Below are 23,517 nucleotides of genomic sequence, written 5' to 3'. Positions count from 1 at the left end.
AACCTGGCGGGCTCGTACGGTCTCCCCGCGGCAAGGTTTGCATTCTTGCAGCAAGAACCTTCAGAAGCCTTCAGGGCAGGGCGCGTTGCCGTATGAGGCTGAGAGGCCTGCGGGTTCGCTCCGGGACCGGGCAGCTGCGCCCGGCCGGAGGGGACCCGCGAGCCTCTGCACCGTCACCCGCGTTTCCCCCACCGCAGGAGGAAAAGATGGCCCGCAGAACCCTGTCCGCCGCGCTCGCCCTCGTGGCGGGCACCGCCGCCCTCGTGGTCCCCGCCACGCACGCGCAGGCCTCCGCCCCGGGCACCAAGGACGTCACCGCCGTCCTCTTCGAGTGGAAGTTCGACTCCGTCGCCAAGGCGTGTACGGACTCCCTCGGCCCGGCCGGCTACGGCTTCGTACAGGTCTCACCGCCCCAGGAGCACATCCAGGGCGGACAGTGGTGGACCTCGTACCAGCCGGTCAGCTACAAGATCGCCGGACGGCTCGGCGACCGCGCCTCGTTCGCCCGCATGGTCAGCACCTGCCACAGCGCGGGCGTCAAGGTCGTGGCGGACTCGGTCATCAACCAGATGACGTCCGGTTCGGGCACGGGCACGGGCGGGTCCTCGTACGGCAAGTACGACTACCCCGGCCTGTACTCGGTCAACGACCTGAACGACTGTCAGGCAGAGATCAGCAACTACAGCGACCGGGCCAACGTCCAGAACTGTGAACTCGTCGGCCTGGCCGACCTGGACACCGGTGAGGAGTACGTCCGCGGCAAGATCGCCGGATACCTCAACGACCTCCTGTCGCTGGGCGTCGACGGCTTCCGCATCGACGCGGCCAAGCACATCCCCGCCGCCGACCTCGCCAACATCAAGTCCCGGCTGACCGACTCCCACGCCTACTGGAAGCAGGAGGCGATCTACGGCGCCGGTGAGGCCGTCTCGCCCGACGAGTACGCCGGCACCGGTGACGTCCAGGAGTTCCGCTACGCCCGCAGCCTCAAGCAGGTCTTCACCGGCGAGAACCTCGCCAACCTGAAGAACTTCGGTGAGGGCTGGGGCTTCATGCCCTCTTCCAAGGCCGCGGTCTTCGTCGACAACCACGACACCGAGCGCAACGGGCAGACGCTCAACTACAAGAGCGGCGCCTCCTACACGCTCGCCAACGTGTTCATGCTGGCCTGGCCCTACGGCTCGCCCGACGTCCACTCCGGCTACGAGTGGTCCGACAAGGACGCCGGTCCGCCCAGCGGCGGCACGGTGAACGCCTGCTACAGCGACGGCTGGAAGTGCCAGCACGCCTGGCGCGAGATCTCCTCCATGGTCGCCTTCCGCAACACCGCGCGCGGCGAGGCCGTCACCAACTGGTGGGACGACGGGAGTAACCGGATCGCGTTCGGCCGCGGCTCCAAGGCGTACGTCGCGATCAACCACGAGAGTTCCTCGCTGACCCGTACGTTCCAGACCTCGCTGCCCGCCGGCGACTACTGCGACATCCAGTCCGGCAAGGGCGTCACGGTCAACGGCTCCGGCCAGTTCACCGCCACGCTCGCCGCCGACACCGCCCTCGCCCTCCAGGCCGGCGCCCGTACCTGCACCGGCGGCGGCACCGACCCGGCCGGCCCCGGCACCGGCACGGGCACGTCCGGCGCCTCCTTCGGCGTCAACGCCACCACCCAGCCCGGGCAGAACATCTACGTCACCGGCGACCAGGCCGTCCTCGGCAACTGGGCCCCCGCCGGCGCGCTGAAGCTGGACCCGGCCACGTACCCGGTCTGGAAGCTCGACGTGAGCCTGCCCGCCGGTACGACGTTCGCGTACAAGTACGTCCGCAAGGACGCGAGCGGCAACGTCACCTGGGAGAGCGGCGCCAACCGCACCGCCACCGTGCCGTCCTCCGGAAAGGTCGCCCTGACCGCGGACGTCTGGCGGGGCTGAACTCTCTTTCCGGGCGGCGCGGTCCCCGGCCGCGCCGTGCCCTCAACCGCCGGACGGGCTGATTCCGGCCCGTCCGGCCCCCGCACCCGCACACCTCGTCGAGGAGAACCCGAGTGATACGTCCGTCCCCGCGCGTGCGCGCGAGAAGAACGGCCATCGCCGTCGTCGCGGCCGCCTTGTGCGCGGCCCTGGTGCCCGCGCTGCCCGCCGCAGCGGCCCGGCCGCCCGCCGCGCCGTCGGACGCCGAGCTGGCGGCGCAGCCCGCCCGCCACGACCTTACCCGCGAGCAGTTCTACTTCGTCATGCCCGACCGCTTCGCCAACGGCGACACCGGGAATGACCGGGGCGGGCTGACCGGTTCGCGGCTGGAGACCGGGTACGACCCCACCGACAAGGGGTTCTACCAGGGCGGCGACCTCAAGGGACTGACCGACCGGCTCGACTACATCAAGGACCTGGGCACCACCGCCATCTGGCTCGCCCCGATCTTCAAGAACCGGCCCGTCCAGGGCACCGGCAAGGACGCGTCGGCCGGTTACCACGGTTACTGGATCACCGACTTCACCCAGGTCGACCCGCACTTCGGGACCAACGCCGACCTGACGAAGCTGATCGAGCGGGCCCACCGCAAGGGCATGAAGGTCTTCTTCGACGTCATCACCAACCACACCGCCGACACCGTCGACTACGCCGAGAAGACCTACGGCTACAAGCCCAAGGGCGCCTACCCCTACCTCGACCGGAACGGCCGGCCCTTCGACGACGCCGCGGGCATGGCGAAGACGGACGCCGACTCGTTCCCGTACAAGCCGGTCACCACCGGCGGCAAGACGCCGTCCTGGCTCAACGACCCCACGATGTACCACAACCGCGGCGACTCCACGTATGCCGGCGAGTCCACCACGTACGGCGACTTCTCCGGGCTCGACGACCTGTGGACCGAGCGGCCCGAGGTCGTCTCCGGCATGGAGAAGATCTACGAGAGGTGGGTCCGCGACTTCGACATCGACGGCTTCCGGATCGACACCGTCAAACACGTCGACCTGGACTTCTGGACCCAGTGGGCGACCGCGCTCGACACCTACGCGGCCAGGCACGGCCGCAAGGACTTCTTCATGTTCGGCGAGGTCTACTCCGCCGACACCGCGATCACCTCGCCCTACGTCACCCGGGGGCGGCTGGACGCGACGCTCGACTTCCCCTTCCAGGAAGCGGCCCGCCAGTACGCCTCGCAGGGCGCCCCGGCCTCGAAGCTCGCCGCCGTCTTCGGCGACGACTACCGGTACACCACCGACAAGGCCAACGCCTACGAGCAGGTGACCTTCCTCGGCAACCACGACATAGGCCGCATCGGAACCTTCCTCAAGCAGGACAACCCGAAGGCCGGTGACGCGGAGCTGGTCAAGCGCGCCGAACTCGCCGACGAGCTGATGTTCCTCAGCCGCGGCAACCCCGTCGTCTACTACGGCGACGAGCAGGGCTTCACGGGCGCCGGCGGCGACAAGGACGCCCGGCAGACCATGTTCGCCTCGAAGACCGAGGACTACCTCGACGACGACGAGCTGGGAACCGACCGCACGCACGCCTCCGACGCGTACGACACGGCCCACCCGCTCTACCGGTCCATCAAGGCGCTCTCCGAACTCACCGCGAAGAACCCGGCCCTGCGCGACGGAGTCCAGACCGAACGCTACGCCGAGGGCTCCGTCTACGCCTTCTCCCGTACGGACCCCGAGCGCGGCGACGAGTACGTCGTCGCCACCAACAACGGCACCGGGGCCAGGACCGTCGAGCTGGCAACCGAGTCCGCCGGCATGGACTTCCGTACGCTGTACGGCGGTTCCGGCACGGTCCGCAGCGGCGCCGACAAGAAGATCACCGTCACCGTCCCGGCGCTCTCCAGCATCGTGCTCCGCGCCGCGAAGACGATGAGCGCCTCCGCCGCCAAGCCCTCCCTCACGCTGAAGGCGCCGGCCGTCGGCGCCACCGGCACCGTCGAGCTCACCGCCGACGTCGACGGCGGCTCCCTCAACCGGGTGGTCTTCGCCGCCCAGACCGGCAACGGCGAGTGGACCACCCTCGGTACCGCCGACCACGCCCCGTACAAGGTCACCCAGACCATCGGTGACACCGTCGCCGCCGGAACACCGCTGCGCTACAAGGCCGTCGTCGTCGACCGCACCGGCCGCACCGCGAGCGCGCTCGCCACGTCGGCCGCCGGACAGGCGCCCGCCCCGGCGAAGCCCGTCGCCGTCGAACGCGACTACGCCGTCGTCCACTACAAGCGCGCCGACGGCGACTACGACGGCTGGCAGGCCCGCTCCGGCGGCACCACCGCCGCCTTCGCCGGGCGTGACGCCTTCGGCGCCTTCGCCTGGATCAAGGTGCCCGAGGGCGCGTCCGCCGTCCCGTACACCGTCGAGAAGTCCGGTGCCGCCGACGGGCCGGAGCGCACCGTCGACCTCGCGAGGACCGGCCAGGTCTGGATCGAGCAGGGCAAGGACGGCCAGGCCGACACCGCCCCCGACGGCGCCTACCCCGCCCCGGACACCACCAAGGCCGTCCTGCACTACTACCGGGCCGACGGCGACTACGACGGCTGGGGACTCCACACCTGGACCGGCGCCAAGGAGCCCACCGACTGGTCCAGGCCCCTCCAGCCGGTGAAGAAGGACGCCTCCGGCCTCACCTTCGAAGTACCGCTCGCCGACGGGGCCACCGCGCTCAGCTACATCCTGCACCGCGGCGACGAGAAGGACCTCCCCAGCGACCAGTCGCTGGACCTGGCCACCTACGGCCACGAGGTCTGGATGCTCGGCGGTACGTCCGGCTACCTGCTCCCGCAGACCGGCCAAGTCCCCGCCCCCGACCTCACCAAGGCCGAGGCGCAGTGGATCGACGCCGACACCGTCGTCTGGAAGGTCAAGGCCACCGGAGCCACCAGCCAGCAGCTCGTCTACGCACCGAGCGGCGGGATCTCCGTCGCCGACGGCGCCCTGACCGACGAGGGCCAGTGGCTGCGGCTCACCCCGTCCGCGCTCACCGACGCGCAGAAGGCGAAGTACCCGCACCTCAAGGACTACCCGGCCTTCACCGTCGACGCCCGTGACCGGGACAGGGTCCGCGAGGCCCTGCGCGGCCAGCTGATCGCCACCCAGCGTGCCGCCAACGGCGCGCTGCTCGCCGCCACCGGCGTACAGAGCGCCGGCGTGCTGGACGACCTCTACGGGACGAAGGCGAGCGGCGCCTCGCTCGGCCCCGTCTTCCGTCACGGCCGCCCCACGCTGTCCGTCTGGGCGCCCACCGCGCGGACCGTCTCCCTCGAACTCGACGGGAAGACCGTCCCGATGCGGCGCGACGACCGCACCGGCGTCTGGTCCGTGACCGGAAACAGGAGCTGGAACGGCAAGCCCTACCGGTACGCCGTGAACGTCTGGGCGCCCACCGTCCAGAAGCTCGTCACCAACAAGGTCACCGACCCCTACTCCACCGCTCTCACCACCGACTCCGCCCGCAGCCTCGTCGTCGACCTCGACGACCGGGCGCTCGCGCCCAAGGGCTGGGGCTCGCTGGCCAAGCCCGCCGCCGTGCCGCTGCGCGACGCACAGATCCAGGAACTCCAGATCCGCGACTTCTCCCTCGCGGACCCCACCTCCAGGCACCCCGGTGAGTACCTCGCCTTCACCGACACCCGCTCGGACGGGATGAAGCACCTCAAGGAGCTCGCCGGCTCCGGCACCGACTACGTCCACCTGCTGCCCGCCTTCGACATCGGCACCATCCCCGAGAAGAAGGCCGACCAGCAGAAGCCGGCCTGCGACCTGTCCGTCTACGCCCCCGACTCCGAGGAGCAGCAGGCCTGCGTGGCGAAGGCCGCCGCGAAGGACGCCTTCAACTGGGGCTACGACCCGCTGCACTACACCGTCCCCGAGGGGAGCTACGCCTCCGACCCGGACGGTACGAAGCGCACGGTCGAATTCCGCCGGATGGTGCAGGGCCTCAACGGCGCCGGACTGCGGACCGTCATGGACGTGGTCTACAACCACACCGTCGCCTCCGGCCAGGCCGACAAGTCCGTACTCGACAAGATCGTGCCCGGCTACTACCAGCGGCTCCTCGAGGACGGCACCGTCGCCACCTCCACCTGCTGCGCCAACACCGCGCCCGAGAACACCATGATGGGCAAGCTCGTCGTGGACTCCGTCGTCACCTGGGCCAAGGAGTACAAGGTCGACGGCTTCCGCTTCGACCTCATGGGCCACCACCCCAAGGCCAACATCCTGGCCGTCCGCAAGGCGCTCGACGCGCTGACCGTGGCCGAGGACGGCGTCGACGGCAAGAACATCATCCTGTACGGGGAGGGCTGGAACTTCGGAGAGATCGCCGACGACGCCCGCTTCGTCCAGGCCACCCAGAAGAACATGGCCGGCACCGGCATCGCCACCTTCTCCGACCGGGCCCGCGACGCCGTGCGCGGCGGTTCCCCGTTCGACGAGGACCCCGGCGTGCAGGGCTTCGCCACCGGCCTCTACACCGACCCCAACACCTCCACCCACAACGGCACGGCGGCCGAGCAGAAGGCCCGACTGCTCCACTACCAGGACCTGATCAAGGTCGGACTCACCGGCAACCTCGCCGACTTCACCTTCACCGACACCACGGGCGCCACGGTCAAGGGCTCCGGCGTCGACTACAACGGAGCGCCGGCCGGATACGCCGCCGCCCCCGGTGACGCCCTGGCCTACTCCGACGCCCACGACAACGAGACCCTGTACGACGCCCTCGCCTTCAAGCTCCCGGCGGGCACCTCGGCGGCCGACCGGGCCCGCATGCAGGTCCTCGCCATGGCGACGGCCACCCTCTCGCAGGGCCCCTCGCTCTCGCAGGCCGGCACGGACCTGCTGCGCTCCAAGTCGCTGGACCGCAACTCGTTCGACAGCGGCGACTGGTTCAACGCCCTGCACTGGGACTGCCGCGCGGGCAACGGCTTCGGCCGCGGACTGCCGCCCGCCGCGGACAACAAGGCCAAGTGGTCCTACGCCAGGCCGCTGCTCGCCAACGCGGCGATCAGCCCCGGCTGCGCGGAGATCGACGGCGCCTCGGCCGCGTACCAGGACCTGCTCACCATCCGCGCCACGGAGAAGGACTTCGACCTCTCCACCGCCGGACAGGTGCAGTCCACGCTCTCCTTCCCGCTCTCCGGCGAGGGCGAGACGCCCGGCGTGATCACGATGCGGCTCGGCAAGCTGGTGGTCGTCCTCAACGCGGCCCCCGGCGTCACCACCCAGAAGGTCGCCGCCCTGGCCGGAAAGGACTACGCCCTGCACCCCGTCCAGGCGGCGGGCGCTGACCTCATCGTCAAGCGGTCGGCGTACGAGAGGAGTTCGGGAAGCTTCACCGTTCCGGGCCGCACGGTGGCGGTGTTCTCGCTGCGCTGACCCGCACCGGGCCGGATCGAGAGCCCGTCCCCGGCCGGTCCCGGCCCCCGCGTCCGCGCGGGGGCCGGGACCGGCCCACATGATGAATCGCTGTTGTGCGCTCCCACCGGTCCGGGGAAAGCTGGGCGGCGTCCGTCGCCCGAACCCCTCCTTGGAGACCCCCATGCCGCAGATCACCGTCGACTACTCCGCCGAACTCGACGACGCCTTCGACCGCCCCGCCTTCGCCCTCGCGCTGCACCCGCTGGTCGCCGAGACCGTCGACACCAAGATCGCTGCCTGCAAGACCCGCTTCCGGCGCGCCGAGGAGACCGTGGTGGCGGACGCCCCGGGCGGGGACGCGCTCGTGCACGTGGGCATCTCGCTGCTGCCCGGCCGTACCCCCGAGGTCCGGGCCCGGCTCACGGAATCCGTACTGGAGCTGCTGAGCGCCCACATCCGGCCGGCCGAGGGCCTGACCCTGCACCTCTCGGCGGAGACGCACGACCTCGACCCGTCCTACCGCAAGGTCTGAGCGTCGGGGGCACGGCCGGGGTGCGAACTGTCGGCCGGGCCACAGCCCTGACGGGGCACCGCCGCCCCACGCGCTACGGCAGTCGCTGCGCAGGCACGGCCGGCACGGCGGGCGCCAGTGAGGAGAGCCGCACCAGCAGGTCTCCGAACGGCCCGTCCGCCGGCTCCTGCGCGAGCACCCGCAGCACCACGCCCGCCATCTCCTCGTTGTAGGCGGCGCTCACGGCGGCCAGCGCGGCGAAGTCGTGCACCAGCTGCAACTCCAGCTCCGCACGCGGAATGCGCCGCCCGTCCAGCCACATCAGGGCCGTCGACTCGGCGAGCGACACCCATGACCGGACGACCAGCTCCAGCCGGGCCGGAGGCTCCTCGACGCCCAGATGGGCCAGGATCTGCTCGCAGGCCGCCCGGCGCACCCCGTCGATCATCGCGTTCGCCGTCGAGGAACCCCCCGCGGGACCGCCCCGCATGAGCGCGGCGAACCCGGGGCCGTGGTCGTCGACGAAGTCGAAGAACCGCCCCATCACCCGCAACAGGCGCGCTCCCAGCGGGCCTTCGCGCGGTTCCACGAACCGGGCCGCCAACTCGTCCGCCGCCCGGCGCAACGCCGCCTCGTACAGGCTCTGCTTGCCCGGGAAGTAGTGGTAGACGAGCGGCCGGGAGATCCCCGCGGCAGCGGCGATCTCGTCGATCGACACCTCGTCCGGAGACCGGTGACCGAACAACTCCAGCGCGACACCGATCAGCTGCTGCCTGCGCTCCTCGACGCCCATCCTGCGCCGCACCCCGGTCGTCATGAGGAACAGCGTACCGACCGGCGCGCCTCAGAGGTCCAGCACCAGCCGCCCGCCCCGGCACCGGGACACGCAGATCAGCATCGACTCGCCCCGCTCCTCGTCCGTCAGCAGCTCGTCCCGGTGCTCCACCTCACCCTCCAGGACCCTTTGTTGACACGTACCGCAGAAGCCCTGCTCACAGGAGTACGCGACGTGCGGCAGTTCGGCGCGCACGGCGTCGAGCACCGACTGACCGGCCGCGACCGGCACGGTGCGGCCCGAGCGGCGCAGCTCCACCTCGAACGGGACCGACCCCGCGGCGTCCGCGCCCGCGGCGGAGAACCGTTCCAGGTGCAGGGTGCAGCCGGGCGGGAGTGCGGCCGCCACCGCGTCCATCAGGGGCTGGGGGCCGCAGCAGTGGACCGCGGTGCCCTCGGCGGCGCCCGCGAGAGCCGCGGCGACGTCCGGGTGGCCCGCCTCGTCCTGCGGGACGACGGTGACGCGGTCCCCGTCGGCGCCCAGCTTCTCGATCTCTGCCAGGAACGGCATCGTCGCCCGGCCGCGTCCCCCGTACAGCAGCCGCCAGTCGGCGCCGGAGGCCGCGAGGGCGCGCAGCATCGGCAGGACCGGGGTGATGCCGATGCCACCGGCGACGAAGACGTACGAAGGGGCGGCCGCCAGCGGGAAGCGGTTGCGCGGGCCCCGCACCTCGACCTCCAGGCCCTCGTGCAGCAGGGCGTGCACCTCGCGGGAGCCGCCGCGGCCGTCCTCGGCCAGCCGGATCGCGACGGTGTAGGTGCCGCGGTCGGCCGGGTCGCCGCACAGCGAGTAGGGCCGCACCAGTCCGGAGGGCAGCACCAGGTCCAGATGGGCGCCGGGCTCCCAGGGCGGCAGGTCCGGTCCCTCCAGGCGGAGCTGCACGACACCCTCCGCCGGCACGGTCCGCTCGGTGATCAGCAGCCGCCGCCCGGTGGTGGAACGGCGTCGCGCCCGACCGGACACCGGTTCGTCCAGCGCGGGCAGGGGCCACAGCGGGGACGTCTCGATGCGCCGGCGCATCGCCCGCCTGGCGAGGAGCGCGGCTCCGGCCAGCACGGCGACGGTACGCGGACGGGGGAGGGGACGCGGCATGGTCAACGGGCTTCCGTCGTACGGGCCTCGGCCGCGATCGCGGCGGGCGAACGGGCGAGGTAATCGACGGCCTGCGCCGTGCTGCCCTCCTGCGAGGGGTGGTACGTGCGGCTCAGATAGCGCGGGACGGACCGCAGCATCGCAGGAGTGCTCGGCAGGGTGCCGTGCCGGCCGCTGCGGTAGAACTGCCCGAACGACGCCTTGCCGGCCGTCAGGCTCGGGTCGTTCTCCATGAAGAACCGGACCCCGCGCTGCCAGAGGAACAACAGCGCGGAGAACGCCGTCGCCCAGGTCCGCACCCGCCGCCGGTAACCCCCGTCGACGTGCATGAAGACGTCGAAGGCCACCGAGCGGTGCTCGACCTCCTCCGCTCCGTGCCAGCGCAGCAGGTCCAGCATCGTGGGATCGGCGCCGCGCCGGTCCAGCTCGTCGGCGTTCAGGATCCAGTCGCCGAGGAACGCGGTGTAGTGCTCGATGGCCGCGATCACCGCGACCCGCTCCATCAGCCACCACCGGCGTGCCCGGCCCGGCGGCAGCGTCCGGTCGCCGAGCAGCTTCTCGAAGAGCCAGTCGACCTGGGCGGTGTACGGGGTCGGGTCGAGGCCGAGTCCCTTCAGGTGCGGGAGCACGTCGTCGTGGGCCTGGGAGTGCATCGCCTCCTGGCCGATGAACCCGATGACGTCCTGGCGCAGTCGCTCGTCGCGTATGTACGGGAGCACCTGGCGGTAGACGTGGATGAACCAGCGTTCCCCGGCCGGGAGCAGCAGGTGGAGCACGTTGATGGTGTGGGTGGTGAACGGATCACCCGGCACCCAGTGCAGAGGTGTCCCGTCCCAGGCGAAGGACACCCGGCGGGCCTTGAGGTCTGCCCGTTCCGAGGCCACCGCCGCGGGCTTCTTATAAGACATGGTGTCAATGTACTGAGGGGTACGGCCGAGGAACAGGGGCGCGCATCCCCTGAATTCGCGCCTCCGCTCCCGGCGGCCCGCCGCCGGGCTCAGTGCAGTGCGGTGACCCGGCTCCCGTCCGCCAGCCGCCCGGTCAGCCGCGCGCGGTCGCCCGCCCCGGCCGGCACCGCGAGCAGCCGCCCCCGCACCCGGCTCGTCACCCCGCCGGATGTGGACAGGGACACGAACTGCCCGCTGCCCGCAGCGAGTACGTACCAGCGGCCGCCGCGCGACTTCCACAGCACGCCCGCCAGCACCCGGGGCGCGCGCGTCCCGCACTCCGCAGCGTCCTCGGCGCGCGCCGCGACCACCCCCGGCGGCCTGCTTCCGCGCGGCCGCCCGGACGGGGCCTGGAACTGGGCGAGGACCCTGCTTCCGGTGCCCCGCCAGGTCTCCGCCCGGGTGCACAGCCACTGGGCCGTGCCGTTGCCCTCGGGCAGCGACTGCTGCGCGTACACCCAGGAGTTCACCACCCGCACCCCGTGCGCGCGGACGGCCGGCAGCAGGCAGGCGGTGCGCGCCCAGCCGTCGTACGCCGCGCGGCCGGACACGTCGCGCGGCCTCGCCGGGGGGCCCGAGGTGAGCCGGGCCGGGGCCAGTTCCCCGAGATCCGTCACGAGCCGCACCGCTGCGGCGCCGGCCAGTTCGACCGCGTTCCAGGAGCGGCAGCCGGGCGCGGCCGCGGGGACGGTCAGCGGGTCGGTCACCCCGTCGGGGGAGCGGTGCAGCGCGTGCGGCGCGCGGCCCGGCGCGAGCAGGTCCCGTACCCGAACCCGGCGCACCCAGGGCGCGGTCAGATAGCGGACCGCCCCCTGGGTGCGGCTCACGACGAGGGCGCCCGCCGACGCCTCGTCCGCCCCGTCGACCCGCGCGAAGTCGAGCGCCGCGCCCTCGGACGGGTCCGCGTCACGGGGCTCCGCGTACCGCACGACGCGCAGCCCGTCGTGGAAGAGCACCACCGCGGACGCGCCCACCTCGCCCGCGTACAACAGCTGCGGCGGCCCCATCGGCGGCCCCACCGGCGTCAGGGGCGTCGTCGACGTCCGCACGGCGCCGCCCGGCCGCGCCCACACCCGCAGTGCCCGCCGCAGCAGCCGGATGTCGTCGGTGCGGTCACCGCGCGTGGGCCATGCGGTGAAGTCGGCACGGGCCGAGCGCTGCCAGAACGTCGCCGGCACGCGCCGCAGCGCCCCCGGGTCCAGGGCCGCTTCGGCGGCCGGATTGCGCGCGTACAGGGGCTCGGACAGCGCGCCGCGGCCCCAGCCCTCGCCCGGCAGCCCCAGCAGCGTCCCGCACACCAGCAGGGCGGCGGCGCCGGCCAGCGCCGCCCGGACGTATCTGCGGCGGCGCGGCAGATCCGGCGGCCGGGCGTGGAGCGAGCAGGGGTCGAACTCGGGCGACGCCAGCAGCGCGTAGGAGGCCGGCACCCCGTCCGCCTCCAGCAGCGCCGCATGCGGGTCGGCGACCCCCGCGTCGGACAGCACCCGCCGGACCTCGCGGTCCGCCAGCCCCTCCAGCCCGCGCAGGACGAACGCGGCCCGCGCCGCCCCGCTCACCGCCGACAGCCGCTGTTCCAGGGCGAGTTCATCGGCACCACCGGAGTGGGGGAACAGCCGCAGCCCCCACGTCAGCGGGAGGACGGGCGGGAACTGGGCGCGGAGCGGCCGGCGCCGCAGGCGCAACGGCCGCCCCGCCGCGAGCGCTCCCCGCAGCACCTGCCGCCGGACGTACGCGTATCCGGGATCGGCCGCCTCCGCACGGCCGGGACGGCGCGGCGGCGGCACGGGGCCGCCCTCCGCGGCCCCGGCCCGGCGCGCCGCCTGGAGGGACCGCTGGGCCAGCGCGTGGGCGGCGAGGACCCGCCGGTCGCGGCTCAGCGAGTGCGGCAGGACGAGGTAGCCGAGCCGGGCCAGCCGCGGGTAGTGCTCGACGAGCGCGGCCCCGGACGGCGGCGCATCGGCCCGGGCGGCGGCTGACGGTACCTCTGGCAGTGGACGCACGTTCAGCAGAACGAGCGAATCGTGCGATGGTCACCCCGGGGGGCGCGAGGCCGTCCCGCCCGGGCCCGCCCGGCCTGTCCAGCCGCCCCGTGGCCTTCTCGCGTTCGGCTGCCAGGACCCGGCCCGAAGCGGCACGATGGCCGGATGGTGAAGCGGAACGGTACGCGAAGGGCGTCGCGGGACGCGTGGCGCGCGGCCGCCGGCGTGCTCTGCTGCGCCGGCCTGGTCCTGCTCACGGCATGCGGCGGTGGCGGCGACGGGGACGGAACCCCGCCGACCGCCACCGGCACGCTGGAGGAACTCGCCGCGAAGGCGCACTGCGAGCCGAGGCTCCAGACCGACGCGCAGGAGCTGCGCCAGGCCAACTGCACCACGAAGGACGGGCGTTATGTGCTGGCCACCTTCGCCACCGACCGGGGCCAGCGCGAGTGGATCAACGAAGCCAACGACTACGGCGGCTCGTATCTGATCGGCCGCAGGTGGGTGGCCGTCTCGGACGCCACCGTGATCGCGGCCCTGCGCGGCCGGCTCGGGGGGACCGTGGAGAACGCCGCACCGCATGGGGGGAGCGGCGCGGGGGACTCCGGTCACCACGGGAGCTGACCGCGCAGGCTCACGGGGGCGGCGCACGCCGGACGTGACCCGGTGCCAGGGGATGAGCGGACCGCGCAGGCTTACGGGGGGCGGCGTGCCTCAGCGGCACTTGCGCCCGTCGTTGATGCAGCTCACCACCTTGCGCATCAGCTTGTCGTCGAAGACGTTGATGAAGTCACCGTGGTCGGTGACGGGCTTGTGCAGCTGTTCCGGGAAGGAGTCGACGGCGAATCCCGGCCCCGGCGGCACGTCGTACACGATCCGCTGGACCAGCTGCGGAATGGCCCGGAACCCGTTCGGGCACCGTCCGTCGTCCTGCGCGAAGGCCACGTGGGTGCGGTGGTTCGCGCTGTCGGTGTTCCGTCCGTCCCAGCAGCTCTGGAAGGCGAAGGAGCGGACGACCTGGCTGCCCTCAGGGCAGATCGGGTACTTGTCCTTGAGCTGCCGGTCCTCGAATCCGGTGCAGCTCCAGGAGGCGTTGGCGTTGGCGTCGCCGTTGGTCAGCGCCTTGGCGTCACCGGTGATGATGCGCAGGAAGCGCGGCATGGCCGTGACCTTCCCGGTCGGGTTCCCGACGAACTTCAGCGTGACCTGGGACGGCGTCTGGATCTCGCCGACGTTCTGGTCCTTGCCCCCGCCGTCGGCGGCGGCGTCGTTCTCCGCCTCCCCGTTCTGCAGGCGGAGCACGGGCCAGTAGTAGGTGGACCGGTCGCCCTGGTTGCGGCAGGTGGTGTCACCGGCCGCCAGGTCGTCGTCGCCCGAGAAGGCGTCCGTGGCCTGGTTGCCGACGTAGTCGTGCATGTGGTGGGCGCCGTTGCCGACACCGGGTGCGGCGATGACGTTGTCCGGATTGAACTTCCCGTTCTGGTTGCGCCCGCACTCGGTGAGGAAGGCGCCCCGTGAGGCGCCGCGGCGCCGGGCGGGCTTGTCGACGTTCGGCTGGACGGACTGGATGTCGACGAAGTCGGAGTCCTCGGGACCGTTGCCGCCCCGGCCCTGATCCGGGTCCTGGCCGTCTCCGCCGCCGTCCTGGCCTTGGTCCTGGCCGTCTCCGCCGCCGTTCTGGCCGGGGTCTTCGCTCTGCCCGGGGTCTTCGCCCGGGCCCTGGCTCTCCGCCTCGTCGTCCGCGCGCAGGCTGCACGGGGCCAGCGATCCGAGCCCCTCCGGACGCTCCGCACTGCGCCCGATGGCGGTCGCGATGCGGTCGATGCTGGCGGTGCGCCGGGCCTTCAGCGGGCCGAGCACGCTGTTCTGCGCGAGCTGCGGATCGCGGGCCATCCTGTCCCGTCGGTCGGCGAACTCCCGGTAGGCATCGGTGATCTGGGTGTCCATGGCCGCCAGTTCGCGGTCGACCTCCGCCCGCGCGGCATCCGGCACCTCGGGGATCTCGTTGACCACTTCGGGGCAGTCGATGGTGGACGCCTGTCGGACCGGTTGCCAGTTCCGGCCGTGGGCCGAGCCGGGCGATGTGCCCTCGCCCGCAGAGGCGTAGACGTTGACCGCGGCCAGCCCACCCCCGCCCAGGATCAGTGCGGCCGAGGCGATGATCGCCCGGTTGGCCAGGGTGGAGCGTTTCTTGCGCGATGTGCGTCCCATGGAACTCCTCGGACTCCTCAGGCTTCGCGGGGGAGAAGCGTGACGTTCCATACGGCGGGGGCGCGCGCAGTGTTCAACGGGCGGCGGAATTCCTGAGGAGGCGGTGACGCAAGTGTCAGCTGAAACGGGCCAGTTGGGGATCGATCGGAGCGTCCGTGAGCCGGTTGGCCAGGGTGGACAAGGTGTAGGCGCCGATGCCCAGGACCACCTCCAGTGCGTTGCGGGGGGTGTACCCGTGCGCCAGGAACGCCTGGAGTGCGCCGTCGTCGACCGCCCCGCCCGTCGCGATCACGGCCAGGGTGAACTGCCGTACCGCCTCCAGTCGTCCGTCCGGCAGGGGGGTCCCGTCGCGCAGTGCGGCGATGACGCCGGCGTCGGCCCCGAGGGCGGTGAGCTTCGCGGTGTGCATGGCCACGCAGAGATGGCAGCCGTTGCGGGCGGCCACCGTCATGATCAGGGTCTCCCGGGAGAGCGGGTCCAGCGTGGTCGACTCGAAGAGCGCGCTCATCTTCAGGAAGCCGCCGAGAAGCTCCGGGGACGAGGCGAGCCGGGCGACGGCGGCGGGGAGGTACCCCTGCTTCTGTGCCACGGCGGCCATGGCGGGGCGGGCGGCGGCGGGAGCGGATTCGAGGGTGTGGTCGGGGAAGGCGGTGGCGGGCATGGAGGGCCTCTCGCGGTAAACTCGACAACGTGATTGACGAAAAGGTAAACCAGGTTGTCGAGTTTCGCAATGGCTGAGCGCGCGGAGGGCACCCCCGACGAGGCGGGAGCGGGCGTCGAGCTGCCGGTTCTGCTCTTCGCCGGATTCCGTTCGATCGTCGACGCCCTGCACCGCGAACTGGCCGAGCAGGGTCACCCCGACCTCAGCCCCGCCTACGGGTACGCGCTTCAGTCGGTGGGCCGGGACGGCTCGACCGCCGGCGAGATCGGCCGACGGCTGGGGGTCTCCAAGCAGGCCGCCGGGAAGACCGTCGAGAAGCTCGAAGCCCTCGGCTACGTCGAGCGCGTCGACGATCCGCAGGACGGCCGGCGCAAGCTGGTCCGGCTCTCCCCGCGCGGTATGGACATGCTGGTGCGCTCCGCCGAGGGCTTCGACCGGCTGCGCGCCGAGTGGGTGCGGGTGCTCGGGGCCGAGCGCGTCCGCGCCATGGAGGCCGACCTGCGCACCATGGCCGCGGCGGACGCCTTCCGGCTCGATATGGCCGCCTGGTTCAACGGCTGACCGGGCGGGGCGCATCGGCCCGCTGCGCCCCGGGCCGGCCCCCGCACGTCCTAACCCCGGTCCAGATAGGCGAGCACCGCGAGGACGCGGCGGTTGTCGTCGTCGGAGGGGGGCAGGCCGAGCTTGCCGAAGATGTTCGAGGTGTGCTTGGCCACCGCCCGCTCGGTGATCACCATCTGCGAGGCGATCGCCGCGTTCGAACGGCCCTGCGCCATCAGTTCCATGACCTCCCGCTCCCGCGGCGTGAGCCCGCCCATCGGCTTGTCCTGGGCCCGCCGGGACAACAGCTGCGAGATCACCTGCGGGTCCATCGCCGTGCCGCCCGCCGCGACCCGGCGCACCGCGTCGATGAACTGGTCGGCGTCGAAGACCCGGTCCTTGAGCAGGTAGCCGATCGCCCCGTTGCCGTCCGCCAGCAGCTCGCGCGCGTACAACTGCTCGACGTGCTGGGAGAGTACGAGCACCGGCAGCCCGGGCCTGACCCGCCGGGCCGCGAGGGCGCACTGCAACCCCTCGTCCGTGTGGGACGGCGGGAGCCGGACGTCGACCACGGCGACGTCCGGCTCCAACTCGGCGAGTGCCCGGGTGAGTTCGGGCCCCCTCTCGACGGCGGCCACGATCTCGAAGTCGTACGCCTCCAGCATGCGCACCAGACCGTCGCGCAACAGGAAGAGATCTTCGGCTAGGACAACTCGCAAGGGATCTCCATGGTCACCATGGTGGGACCGCCGGCGGGGCTGCTGACGGCCATGATGCCGTCGAATGTACCGAGCCGGCGTTCGATACCGCTCAGGCCCGAGCCCCCTCCGGCCACCGCACCGCCCCTCCCGTTGTCCGTGACCGAGATCCGCAGCATGCCGTCGGCGTGGTGGAGGTCCACCCATATCCGGTCCGCACCCGAGTGCTTCGCCGCGTTGGTCAGGGTCTCGCTGACCGCGAAGTACGCCGCCGACTCGACCGGCGCCTCGGCCCGGCCGCCCAGGTCCACCTCCACCTCCGACGGGATCGGCATCCGCAGCGCCAGCGCCCTGACCGCGTCCCCGAGACCGCGCTCCGCCAGGACCGGCGGGTGGATGCCCCGCACCAGATCGCGCAGCTCCGTCAGCGCCTCGGCCGAGGACGCGCGGGCCATCGCCAGGAGCTGCTTCGCCTGCGCCGGGTCCTTCTCGATCAGCGCCTCGATCGTGCCGAGGTTCATGCCCATGGCGACCAGCCGGGCCTGCGCCCCGTCGTGCAGATCCCGCTCGATGCGCCGCAGCTCGGAGGCGGCGGTGTCGACCGCCTCGTGCCGGGTCTCCGTCAGCCGGTCGACGCGCAGCGCCAGTTCCTGCTCATGGGTGGGGGCCAGCACCGAGCGGGCGAGCAGGAAGTGGGCCCGCAGCAGCCGCTCGCTCAGGGCCACACCCGCGGCGAAGAACATCACGCCGACCGCGGCGGCGGCCAGCGCCGTCGCCTGGCTGTCGACCGGCACGAACGCGTACCAGTACCGGTCGTCCGTGAACACGCGCCACAGGCCGACCGCCAGGACCAGACCCTCCACCGGATAGATCATCAGCGCCGCCGCCAGGGTCACCACCGCGTAGCCGGCGGTCATGTCGACCAGCAGCCACCGGATGTCCCGCCAGGTCGCCGGGTCCTTCAGCATCAGCGTGGTCCGCTCCACCTGACCGGTGAACCCGCTGCGCACGTCCTCGGGCAGCGGCCGGTAGGGAACGGGAATGCGGACGTCCGACCAGGTCGCCGCCAGCAGCCGGCGCCGGTTGGCGTGCTTGCGGACCGCCGTCAGCGTGTAGGGGGTGGTGACGAGGCCGATGCCCAGCGGGATGAAGGCGATGGCGAGCACCGTCAGCACGAACAGCGTGACCGAACCCACGATCGAGGCGAACGACAGCACCAGCCCGCGTCCAGCGGCCAGCAACGCGGCCCTTATCCGTCCGGTCGGCCTGTTCATGACGGTCCCTCTTCCCTTGCCGGGCACTCGTGGCAGTCCCCGTTTCCGCCCCAGTCTGGCCCTTCCGGCAGCGGCGGCGTCAGCCGTTCCGCCACCCGCCGGGGGTGTACCTACCACCACCCCGTGACCTCGCCCTACGTCGCGGGGAGAGGGGGGTCCGGCGGCTGGGGAGGCGGGCGCGGAATTCCTAGATTCAGCGGTGTCAGGTCCGACGTCTACCCCAGGGGGCGACCACGCCATGAGGCGTAATCTCGCGGCACGTATCGGTGTGTGGAGTGCACACCATCGCAAGACGGCCATTCTCGGCTGGCTGCTCTTCGTCGTTCTTGCCGCGGGCATCGGCGGCGCGTCGGGCATGGTCGAGATGACGAACGCGGAGAACGGCGCCGGTGACTCGGCCCGCGCCGAGAAGATCCTTTCCGACGCCGGCCTCAGCCACCGGGCGGGCGAGCTCGTCATGGTGTCCTCGACGGAGCCCGACGGCTGGCGGACGGCGGCCAAGGAGCTCTCCGCGGCCCTCGGACGAACCGGCGAGGTCACGGGCCTCGCGGCCCCGGTCCCGTCCGAGGACGGCAAGGAGGCACTGATCACCTTCGAGATGAAGGGCGACCCGGCCACCTCCGCCGACCGGGTGCAGCCCGTCCTGGACGCCGTGGCGGGGGTCCGTGAGGACCGGGCGGACGTCACGGTCCACCAGTTCGGCGAGGCCAGCGCCGGCAAGTGGCTCGGCGACCTGCTCTCCGAGGACTTCAAGAGGGCCGAGTTCACCGCCGTGCCCCTGGCGCTCGGCATCCTGCTGGTCGCCTTCGGGGCCGTCGTGGCGGCCCTGCTGCCGGTAGGACTCGCGCTGACCGCGTGCATGGCCGCGTTCGGACTGCTCTCGCTCGCCAGCCATCAGCTGCACCTCTTCCAGACCACGTACTCCGTGATGTTCCTGATGGGCTTCGCCGTCGGCGTCGACTACTGCCTGTTCTATCTGCGCCGCGAACGCGACGAGCGGGCCGCCGGGCGCGACGCGGAGACGGCGCTGCGGATCGCCGCGGCGACCAGCGGCCGGTCCGTGCTGGTGTCCGGGCTGACCGTCATGGTCGCGATGGCCGGCATGTTCCTGTCCGGGCTGCTGCTGTTCAAGGGCTTCGCCCTCGCCACGATCATCGTCGTCTTCGTCGCCATGATGGGCTCCGTGACGGTGCTGCCCGCGCTGCTCTCCTGGCTGGGCGACCGGATCGACGCCGGGCGCGTACCGCTGCTGAACCGGCGCGACAGGCGCGGCAAGAAGGAGAGCGGCAGGGTCGCCGGAAGGCTGCTGCGGCCCGTCCTGGCCAAGCCGGCGTTCTTCGCCGCCGCCTCGGTCGTCGTCCTGCTGGTGCTCGCCGCGCCGGCCCTCCACATGAAGACCGAATCCCTCGGCCTGGAGAAGCAGTTCGGCTCGGACTCCGCGCTGTCCGTCGCCTACCGGCACATCAGCGAGACCTTCCCCGGCGGCCCCGCCCCCGCCCAGGTCGTCGTCGAGGCGGACGACATCGACGCGCCCGCCGTGCGCAAGGCACTCGCCGGCTTCGACGGGGTGACCGTCCACCGGGAGCGCGACATCGCGGAGTTCGAGGTACCGCTGCCCGGCGGCAAGGCCGCCCTGGCCGGCCTGAGGGAGGACCGGCTGCCGGCCGCGTTCGACGGCACCGGCGCCCGGACCTACGTCACCGGGGAGGTGGCCGGGTCCGTGGACTTCAACGACCAGCTGAAGCGCGGCATCGTGCCCGTCTTCCTCTTCATCACCGCGGTGACCTTCCTGCTCATGCTGTTCTGCTTCCGCAGTTACGTCATCGCCGTGACGTCGATCGTGCTCAACCTGCTCTCCGTGGCGGCCGCCTACGGGGTGATGACCGCCGTGTTCCAGCACGGCTGGGGCGCCTCGCTGATCGGTTCCGAGGGGGTCGGCGCGATCGAGTCGTGGATGCCGCTGTTCGTCCTCGTCGTCCTGTTCGGGCTCTCGATGGACTACCACGTCTTCGTGGTCTCCCGGATCCGCGAGGCACACGGCCGGGGTCTCTCCACCCGCGCCGCGATCGACGAGGGCATCCGGCGCACGGCCGGCGCGGTGACGGGCGCCGCCGTGATCATGGTCGCGGTGTTCTCGGTCTTCGGGACGCTGTCCATGCAGGACATGCAGCAGATGGGCGTCGGCCTGGCCGTCGCGGTGCTGCTGGACGCCACGATCGTACGGATGGTGCTGCTGCCCTCCGTCATGGCGCTGCTGGGCGAGCGGAACTGGCGCACCCCGCGCGGGCTCTCCCGCCTGCCGGAAGCGGACCACGGCGAGCCGGAGCCCGCTGCCGTGGCGGCCCCGGTGATGCACGGCTGACCCGGTGCGAACGGGACGGGCCCCGGCGCGGTGACGTACTTCGGCCGGGGCCCGCCTCGTGCGGGGTCAGGGCGCGTACTTGTAGCCGACGCGCCGCACCGTCTGGATCGAGCGGCGGTGCTCGGCCCCCAGCTTGCGGCGCAGCCGGGCGACGTGGACGTCGACGGTGCGGCCGTCGCCCACGTGCCCGTAGCCCCAGACCGTGGTCACCAACTGGTCGCGGGTGTGGACCCGGTGGGGGTGCGCCACCAGATGGGCGAGGAGCTCGAACTCCAGGTAGGTAAGGTCGAGCGTGTTCCCGTTCACGGCGGCCGTGCGCCGGACGGAGTCGATCCGCACCGGGCCGGGAACCGGCCCCGCGTCCTCCAGCACCTCGGGCACCACGTACTGGGCGGCCGCGGCCGCGATGGCGGGCTGCTGGTCCGCGGGGACGAGCACCAGGTAGCCGACCATCGGCGGCCGGCCCGGCAGGGCCGGCAGGGTGTGCTGGGGGGCGGGCAGCCAGGTGGCGCCCGGAGTCAGGAACGCGGAGACGTCGGCCGGCTGGACGACCTCGTCCGGGGCCACGGCTCGCAGCCGGTGACGGTTGGGGGAAGGGGGACGGGCGGAAGCGGTCGCAGCGGTCGCCGTCGGCACTGCGGTGGCAGCGGCTGCGGCGGAGAAGGTACGGGCGTTCGCCATGAGGGTCAGCTCTTTCGCGCGAGGGAGTCGTCTGTGGACGGACTTGCTTCGTGCGCGCGGACCGAAGACCGGGGTGAGCGGTGTTAGAGGGCCTGCGCGTTCGTCGCGCGGCAACACACCCGGTCGAAGTCGTGATGCTGACGGGAAGGCCAGAACGGCTCGAGGTCGCTGCGACCTGTCGAGGTGTGCTGGATGCTGGCCATGCCCCCATTGAACCAGAGAACGGCGCGCGGCAGCAGGCCCCTCTCACCCGTCGATACGGTCCCTTTGCCGAGGACGGGCACCTCGCCGTCAGCCCACCAGCCTTTTGCGCCAGTCCAGACCCGTCAGCTCGATCGCCCGGTCCGGTGAACCGTCCCACTCCACCGTCAGCCCGGCTTCCCCCAGCACGGCCGCGACCTCCCGCCCCACCGCCGCCGTCGTCTCAGCGGACTCGTCGAACCCGCCGTAGTACAGCGTCAGTCCGTGCCCGGCCGCAGCACTCTCCGTACCCTGCATGTGGAAGAAGACGAAGCCCCGCGCGTCGTCCCGCCCGTCGGCATGGATCTCAGCGAGCCCGCACGAGCGGCAGCACGAGAAATGCTCCCGGGCCGTGATTCCACGCCCGTCCAGGACGGCGAACGCGCGCTCCACCCGGTCCGCACCGGTCACGTCCGTCCACAGCCGCTGCTCCTCGACACGTTCCAGCCACAACCGCTCCACCAACTGCCGCGCCTGCGCCAGGGTGACCGGATGCACGCCGTCCTTCACCAGGTAGTCCTCGGCCGACTCGGCGAGCTCCGCCACGCCGCCGTATCCACCGCGGAGCAACTCCCGTACCCGCTCCTCCACCTGCTCGCGGATTTCCGGCGCCGGCTCCGGAACGGGCTCCGGCTCCGGCAGGCCCAGGCTCTCCCAGCTGATGCCCGCGTCCCACCGGGGCTCCTGGCGGGCCCAGCGGACCATCAGCGCGGCGACCTCCTCGGGGGTCCCGACGAGAGCGCGGACATGGGTGGCGGCTCCGCCGGCGCGGTGCTCCACGTCGTACGCCCCGTCGGCCTCGTGCCACACCTGGATGAAGGTGCCCGGGATGTCCGGTATCCGTTGCACGACCAGGAATCGGTCCCCCGTCATGCCGATCCGGCGCACCAGGGCGCCGAACTCCTGGTCCGACACGCGGGTGTGCGTCTGCTGGTTCTGGGTCACGATCTTGATGTCGAGCATGCGCGCAAGCCTGGCACACCCCTCTGACAGCGTCCCGGGCACGCGAAAGGGCGCCCACCGGACCTGCCGGCGGGCGCCTGTTCGTACGTGCGGTGGGGCGGGATCAGATCTGGCCGGCCTTCTCCAGCGCGGTGCAGCAGGTGTCGACGATCAGCCGGGTGACGAGGTACGGGTCGACGTTGGCGTTCGGCCGGCGGTCCTCGATGTAGCCCTTCTGGTCCTGCTCGACCTGCCACGGGATGCGGACCGAGGCGCCGCGGTCGGAGACGCCGTAGCTGTACTCGTTCCACGGGGCGGTCTCGTGCAGGCCCGTCAGGCGGTCGTCGATGCCGGCGCCGTAGTTCTTGACGTGGTCCATGGGCTTCGAGCCCTCGCCCAGCGACTCGCACGCGGTGATGATCGCGTCGTAGCCCTCGCGCATCGCCTTGGTGGAGAAGTTGGTGTGCGCGCCCGCGCCGTTCCAGTCGCCCTTGACCGGCTTCGGGTCGAGGGTCGCGGAGACGTTGAAGTCCTCGGCGGTGCGGTAGAGCAGCCAGCGGGCGATCCACAGCTGGTCGGAGACCTCCAGCGGGGAGACCGGGCCGACCTGGAACTCCCACTGCCCGGGCATGACCTCGGCGTTGATGCCCGAGATGGCCAGGCCCGCCTTCAGACAGTTGTCGAGGTGCTTCTCCACGATGTCGCGGCCGAAGATCTCGTCCGCGCCGACGCCGCAGTAGTAGCCGCCCTGCGCGGCCGGGAAGCCGCCCTCGGGGAAGCCGAGCGGCCGGTGGCCGTCGAAGAAGGTGTACTCCTGCTCGATGCCGAAGATGGGCTCCTGGGCGCCGAACTGCTCGGCGACCGGGCGCAGCGCGGCCCGCGTGTTGGTCTCGTGCGGGGTCATGTCGATGTTGAAGACCTCGCACAGGACCAGGACGTCGTCACCGCCGCGGATCGGGTCCGGGCAGGTGAAGACCGGCTTCAGCACCCGGTCGGAGGCGTGGCCCTCGGCCTGGTTGGTGCTCGAACCGTCGAAGCCCCAGATGGGCAGCTCGGCCACGTCGGACGACGGGGCACCGGCCATGATCTTGGTCTTGGAACGGAGCTTGGCGGTCGGCTCGGTGCCGTCGATCCAGATGTACTCAGCCTTGAACGTCACGGAAGCCCATCCTTTGCGGGTGCTGCGGTCTATGCAGCGC

17 protein-coding genes are annotated in these 23,517 nt (G+C 72.0%); 6 read left to right on the top strand and 11 right to left on the bottom strand.

What is annotated here, in order from left to right; translation table 11 throughout:
• Positions 1 to 206 precede the first annotated feature (206 nt).
• The 3 genes from E6R60_RS31525 to E6R60_RS31515 all read left to right on the top strand — a co-directional run bounded on the left by E6R60_RS31525 (position 207) and on the right by E6R60_RS31515 (position 7,877).
• Positions 207 to 1,925: a carbohydrate-binding module family 20 domain-containing protein gene (locus E6R60_RS31525; RefSeq protein WP_136330126.1), complete on the top strand. Its 1,719-nt coding sequence runs from the start codon at positions 207 to 209 to the stop codon at positions 1,923 to 1,925.
• Between the two features lie 113 nt (positions 1,926 to 2,038).
• Positions 2,039 to 7,363, top strand: a complete 5,325-nt coding sequence (pulA, locus tag E6R60_RS31520; protein WP_136330125.1) for a pullulanase-type alpha-1,6-glucosidase — start codon at positions 2,039 to 2,041, stop codon at positions 7,361 to 7,363.
• 163 nt (positions 7,364 to 7,526) lie between these two features.
• A complete protein-coding gene (locus E6R60_RS31515) occupies positions 7,527 to 7,877 on the top strand; it encodes a 5-carboxymethyl-2-hydroxymuconate Delta-isomerase (RefSeq protein ID WP_136330124.1) in 351 nt (116 codons plus the stop codon).
• A gap of 73 nt (positions 7,878 to 7,950) precedes the next feature.
• Here E6R60_RS31515 and E6R60_RS31510 read toward each other — a convergent pair whose 3' ends face one another.
• The 4 genes from E6R60_RS31510 to E6R60_RS31495 all read right to left on the bottom strand — a co-directional run bounded on the left by E6R60_RS31510 (position 7,951) and on the right by E6R60_RS31495 (position 12,730).
• Positions 7,951 to 8,673: a TetR/AcrR family transcriptional regulator gene (locus E6R60_RS31510; protein ID WP_136330123.1), complete on the bottom strand. Its 723-nt coding sequence runs from the start codon at positions 8,671 to 8,673 to the stop codon at positions 7,951 to 7,953.
• A 27-nt stretch (positions 8,674 to 8,700) separates the two neighbouring features.
• A complete protein-coding gene (locus E6R60_RS31505; RefSeq protein WP_136330122.1) occupies positions 8,701 to 9,783 on the bottom strand; it encodes a PDR/VanB family oxidoreductase in 1,083 nt (360 codons plus the stop codon).
• A gap of 2 nt (positions 9,784 to 9,785) precedes the next feature.
• Positions 9,786 to 10,691 (bottom strand): metal-dependent hydrolase, encoded by a 906-nt coding sequence (locus tag E6R60_RS31500; RefSeq protein WP_136330121.1) that lies wholly within the window; start codon positions 10,689 to 10,691, stop codon positions 9,786 to 9,788.
• A gap of 89 nt (positions 10,692 to 10,780) precedes the next feature.
• Positions 10,781 to 12,730 carry a hypothetical protein gene (locus E6R60_RS31495; RefSeq protein ID WP_136330120.1) on the bottom strand — a complete coding sequence of 650 codons (1,950 nt, stop codon included), beginning with the start codon at positions 12,728 to 12,730 and terminating at the stop codon, positions 10,781 to 10,783.
• 144 nt (positions 12,731 to 12,874) lie between these two features.
• Here E6R60_RS31495 and E6R60_RS31490 point away from each other — a divergent pair, with 144 nt between their 5' ends.
• A complete protein-coding gene (locus tag E6R60_RS31490; RefSeq protein ID WP_240802757.1) occupies positions 12,875 to 13,333 on the top strand; it encodes a hypothetical protein in 459 nt (152 codons plus the stop codon).
• A gap of 90 nt (positions 13,334 to 13,423) precedes the next feature.
• Here the strand turns inward: E6R60_RS31490 and E6R60_RS31485 are convergent, their stop codons facing one another.
• On the bottom strand, positions 13,424 to 14,920 hold the full coding sequence (locus tag E6R60_RS31485; RefSeq protein ID WP_136330119.1) for a DUF1996 domain-containing protein: 1,497 nt from the start codon (positions 14,918 to 14,920) through the stop codon (positions 13,424 to 13,426).
• A 115-nt stretch (positions 14,921 to 15,035) separates the two neighbouring features.
• Positions 15,036 to 15,581, bottom strand: coding sequence for a carboxymuconolactone decarboxylase family protein (locus E6R60_RS31480; RefSeq protein ID WP_136330118.1), 546 nt, complete (start codon positions 15,579 to 15,581; stop codon positions 15,036 to 15,038).
• Positions 15,582 to 15,650: 69 nt separating this feature from the next.
• On the opposite strand from E6R60_RS31480, the gene E6R60_RS31475 reads away from it, so the two are divergent.
• On the top strand, positions 15,651 to 16,142 hold the full coding sequence (locus E6R60_RS31475) for a MarR family transcriptional regulator (RefSeq protein WP_136330117.1): 492 nt from the start codon (positions 15,651 to 15,653) through the stop codon (positions 16,140 to 16,142).
• Positions 16,143 to 16,192: 50 nt separating this feature from the next.
• Here E6R60_RS31475 and E6R60_RS31470 read toward each other — a convergent pair whose 3' ends face one another.
• On the bottom strand, positions 16,193 to 16,840 hold the full coding sequence (locus tag E6R60_RS31470; RefSeq protein ID WP_136330116.1) for a response regulator transcription factor: 648 nt from the start codon (positions 16,838 to 16,840) through the stop codon (positions 16,193 to 16,195).
• Positions 16,825 to 18,093 carry a sensor histidine kinase gene (locus E6R60_RS31465; RefSeq protein ID WP_136330115.1) on the bottom strand — a complete coding sequence of 423 codons (1,269 nt, stop codon included), beginning with the start codon at positions 18,091 to 18,093 and terminating at the stop codon, positions 16,825 to 16,827. Before E6R60_RS31465 ends, E6R60_RS31470 begins: the two co-directional genes overlap by 16 nt.
• Positions 18,094 to 18,331: 238 nt before the next feature.
• On the opposite strand from E6R60_RS31465, the gene E6R60_RS31460 reads away from it, so the two are divergent.
• Positions 18,332 to 20,455, top strand: coding sequence for an MMPL family transporter (locus E6R60_RS31460; protein ID WP_206309566.1), 2,124 nt, complete (start codon positions 18,332 to 18,334; stop codon positions 20,453 to 20,455).
• Positions 20,456 to 20,521: 66 nt separating this feature from the next.
• Here E6R60_RS31460 and E6R60_RS31455 read toward each other — a convergent pair whose 3' ends face one another.
• The 3 genes from E6R60_RS31455 to glnII all read right to left on the bottom strand — a co-directional run bounded on the left by E6R60_RS31455 (position 20,522) and on the right by glnII (position 23,477).
• Entirely contained in the window at positions 20,522 to 21,136 is a 615-nt protein-coding gene (locus E6R60_RS31455) for a winged helix-turn-helix domain-containing protein (RefSeq protein WP_136330114.1), read from the bottom strand.
• 291 nt (positions 21,137 to 21,427) lie between these two features.
• Complete coding sequence (locus E6R60_RS31450; RefSeq protein ID WP_136330113.1) at positions 21,428 to 22,339, bottom strand: hypothetical protein; 912 nt, start codon at positions 22,337 to 22,339, stop codon at positions 21,428 to 21,430.
• Positions 22,340 to 22,442: 103 nt separating this feature from the next.
• A complete protein-coding gene (gene glnII / locus E6R60_RS31445; protein WP_136330112.1) occupies positions 22,443 to 23,477 on the bottom strand; it encodes a glutamine synthetase in 1,035 nt (344 codons plus the stop codon).
• Between the last annotated feature and the right edge of the window lie 40 nt (positions 23,478 to 23,517).

The sequence above is a fragment of the Streptomyces sp. A0642 genome (assembly GCF_004795105.1).
In the GTDB taxonomy this organism is placed as follows: domain Bacteria; phylum Actinomycetota; class Actinomycetes; order Streptomycetales; family Streptomycetaceae; genus Streptomyces.
This window is presented reverse-complemented; position numbering and strand designations above follow the sequence as displayed.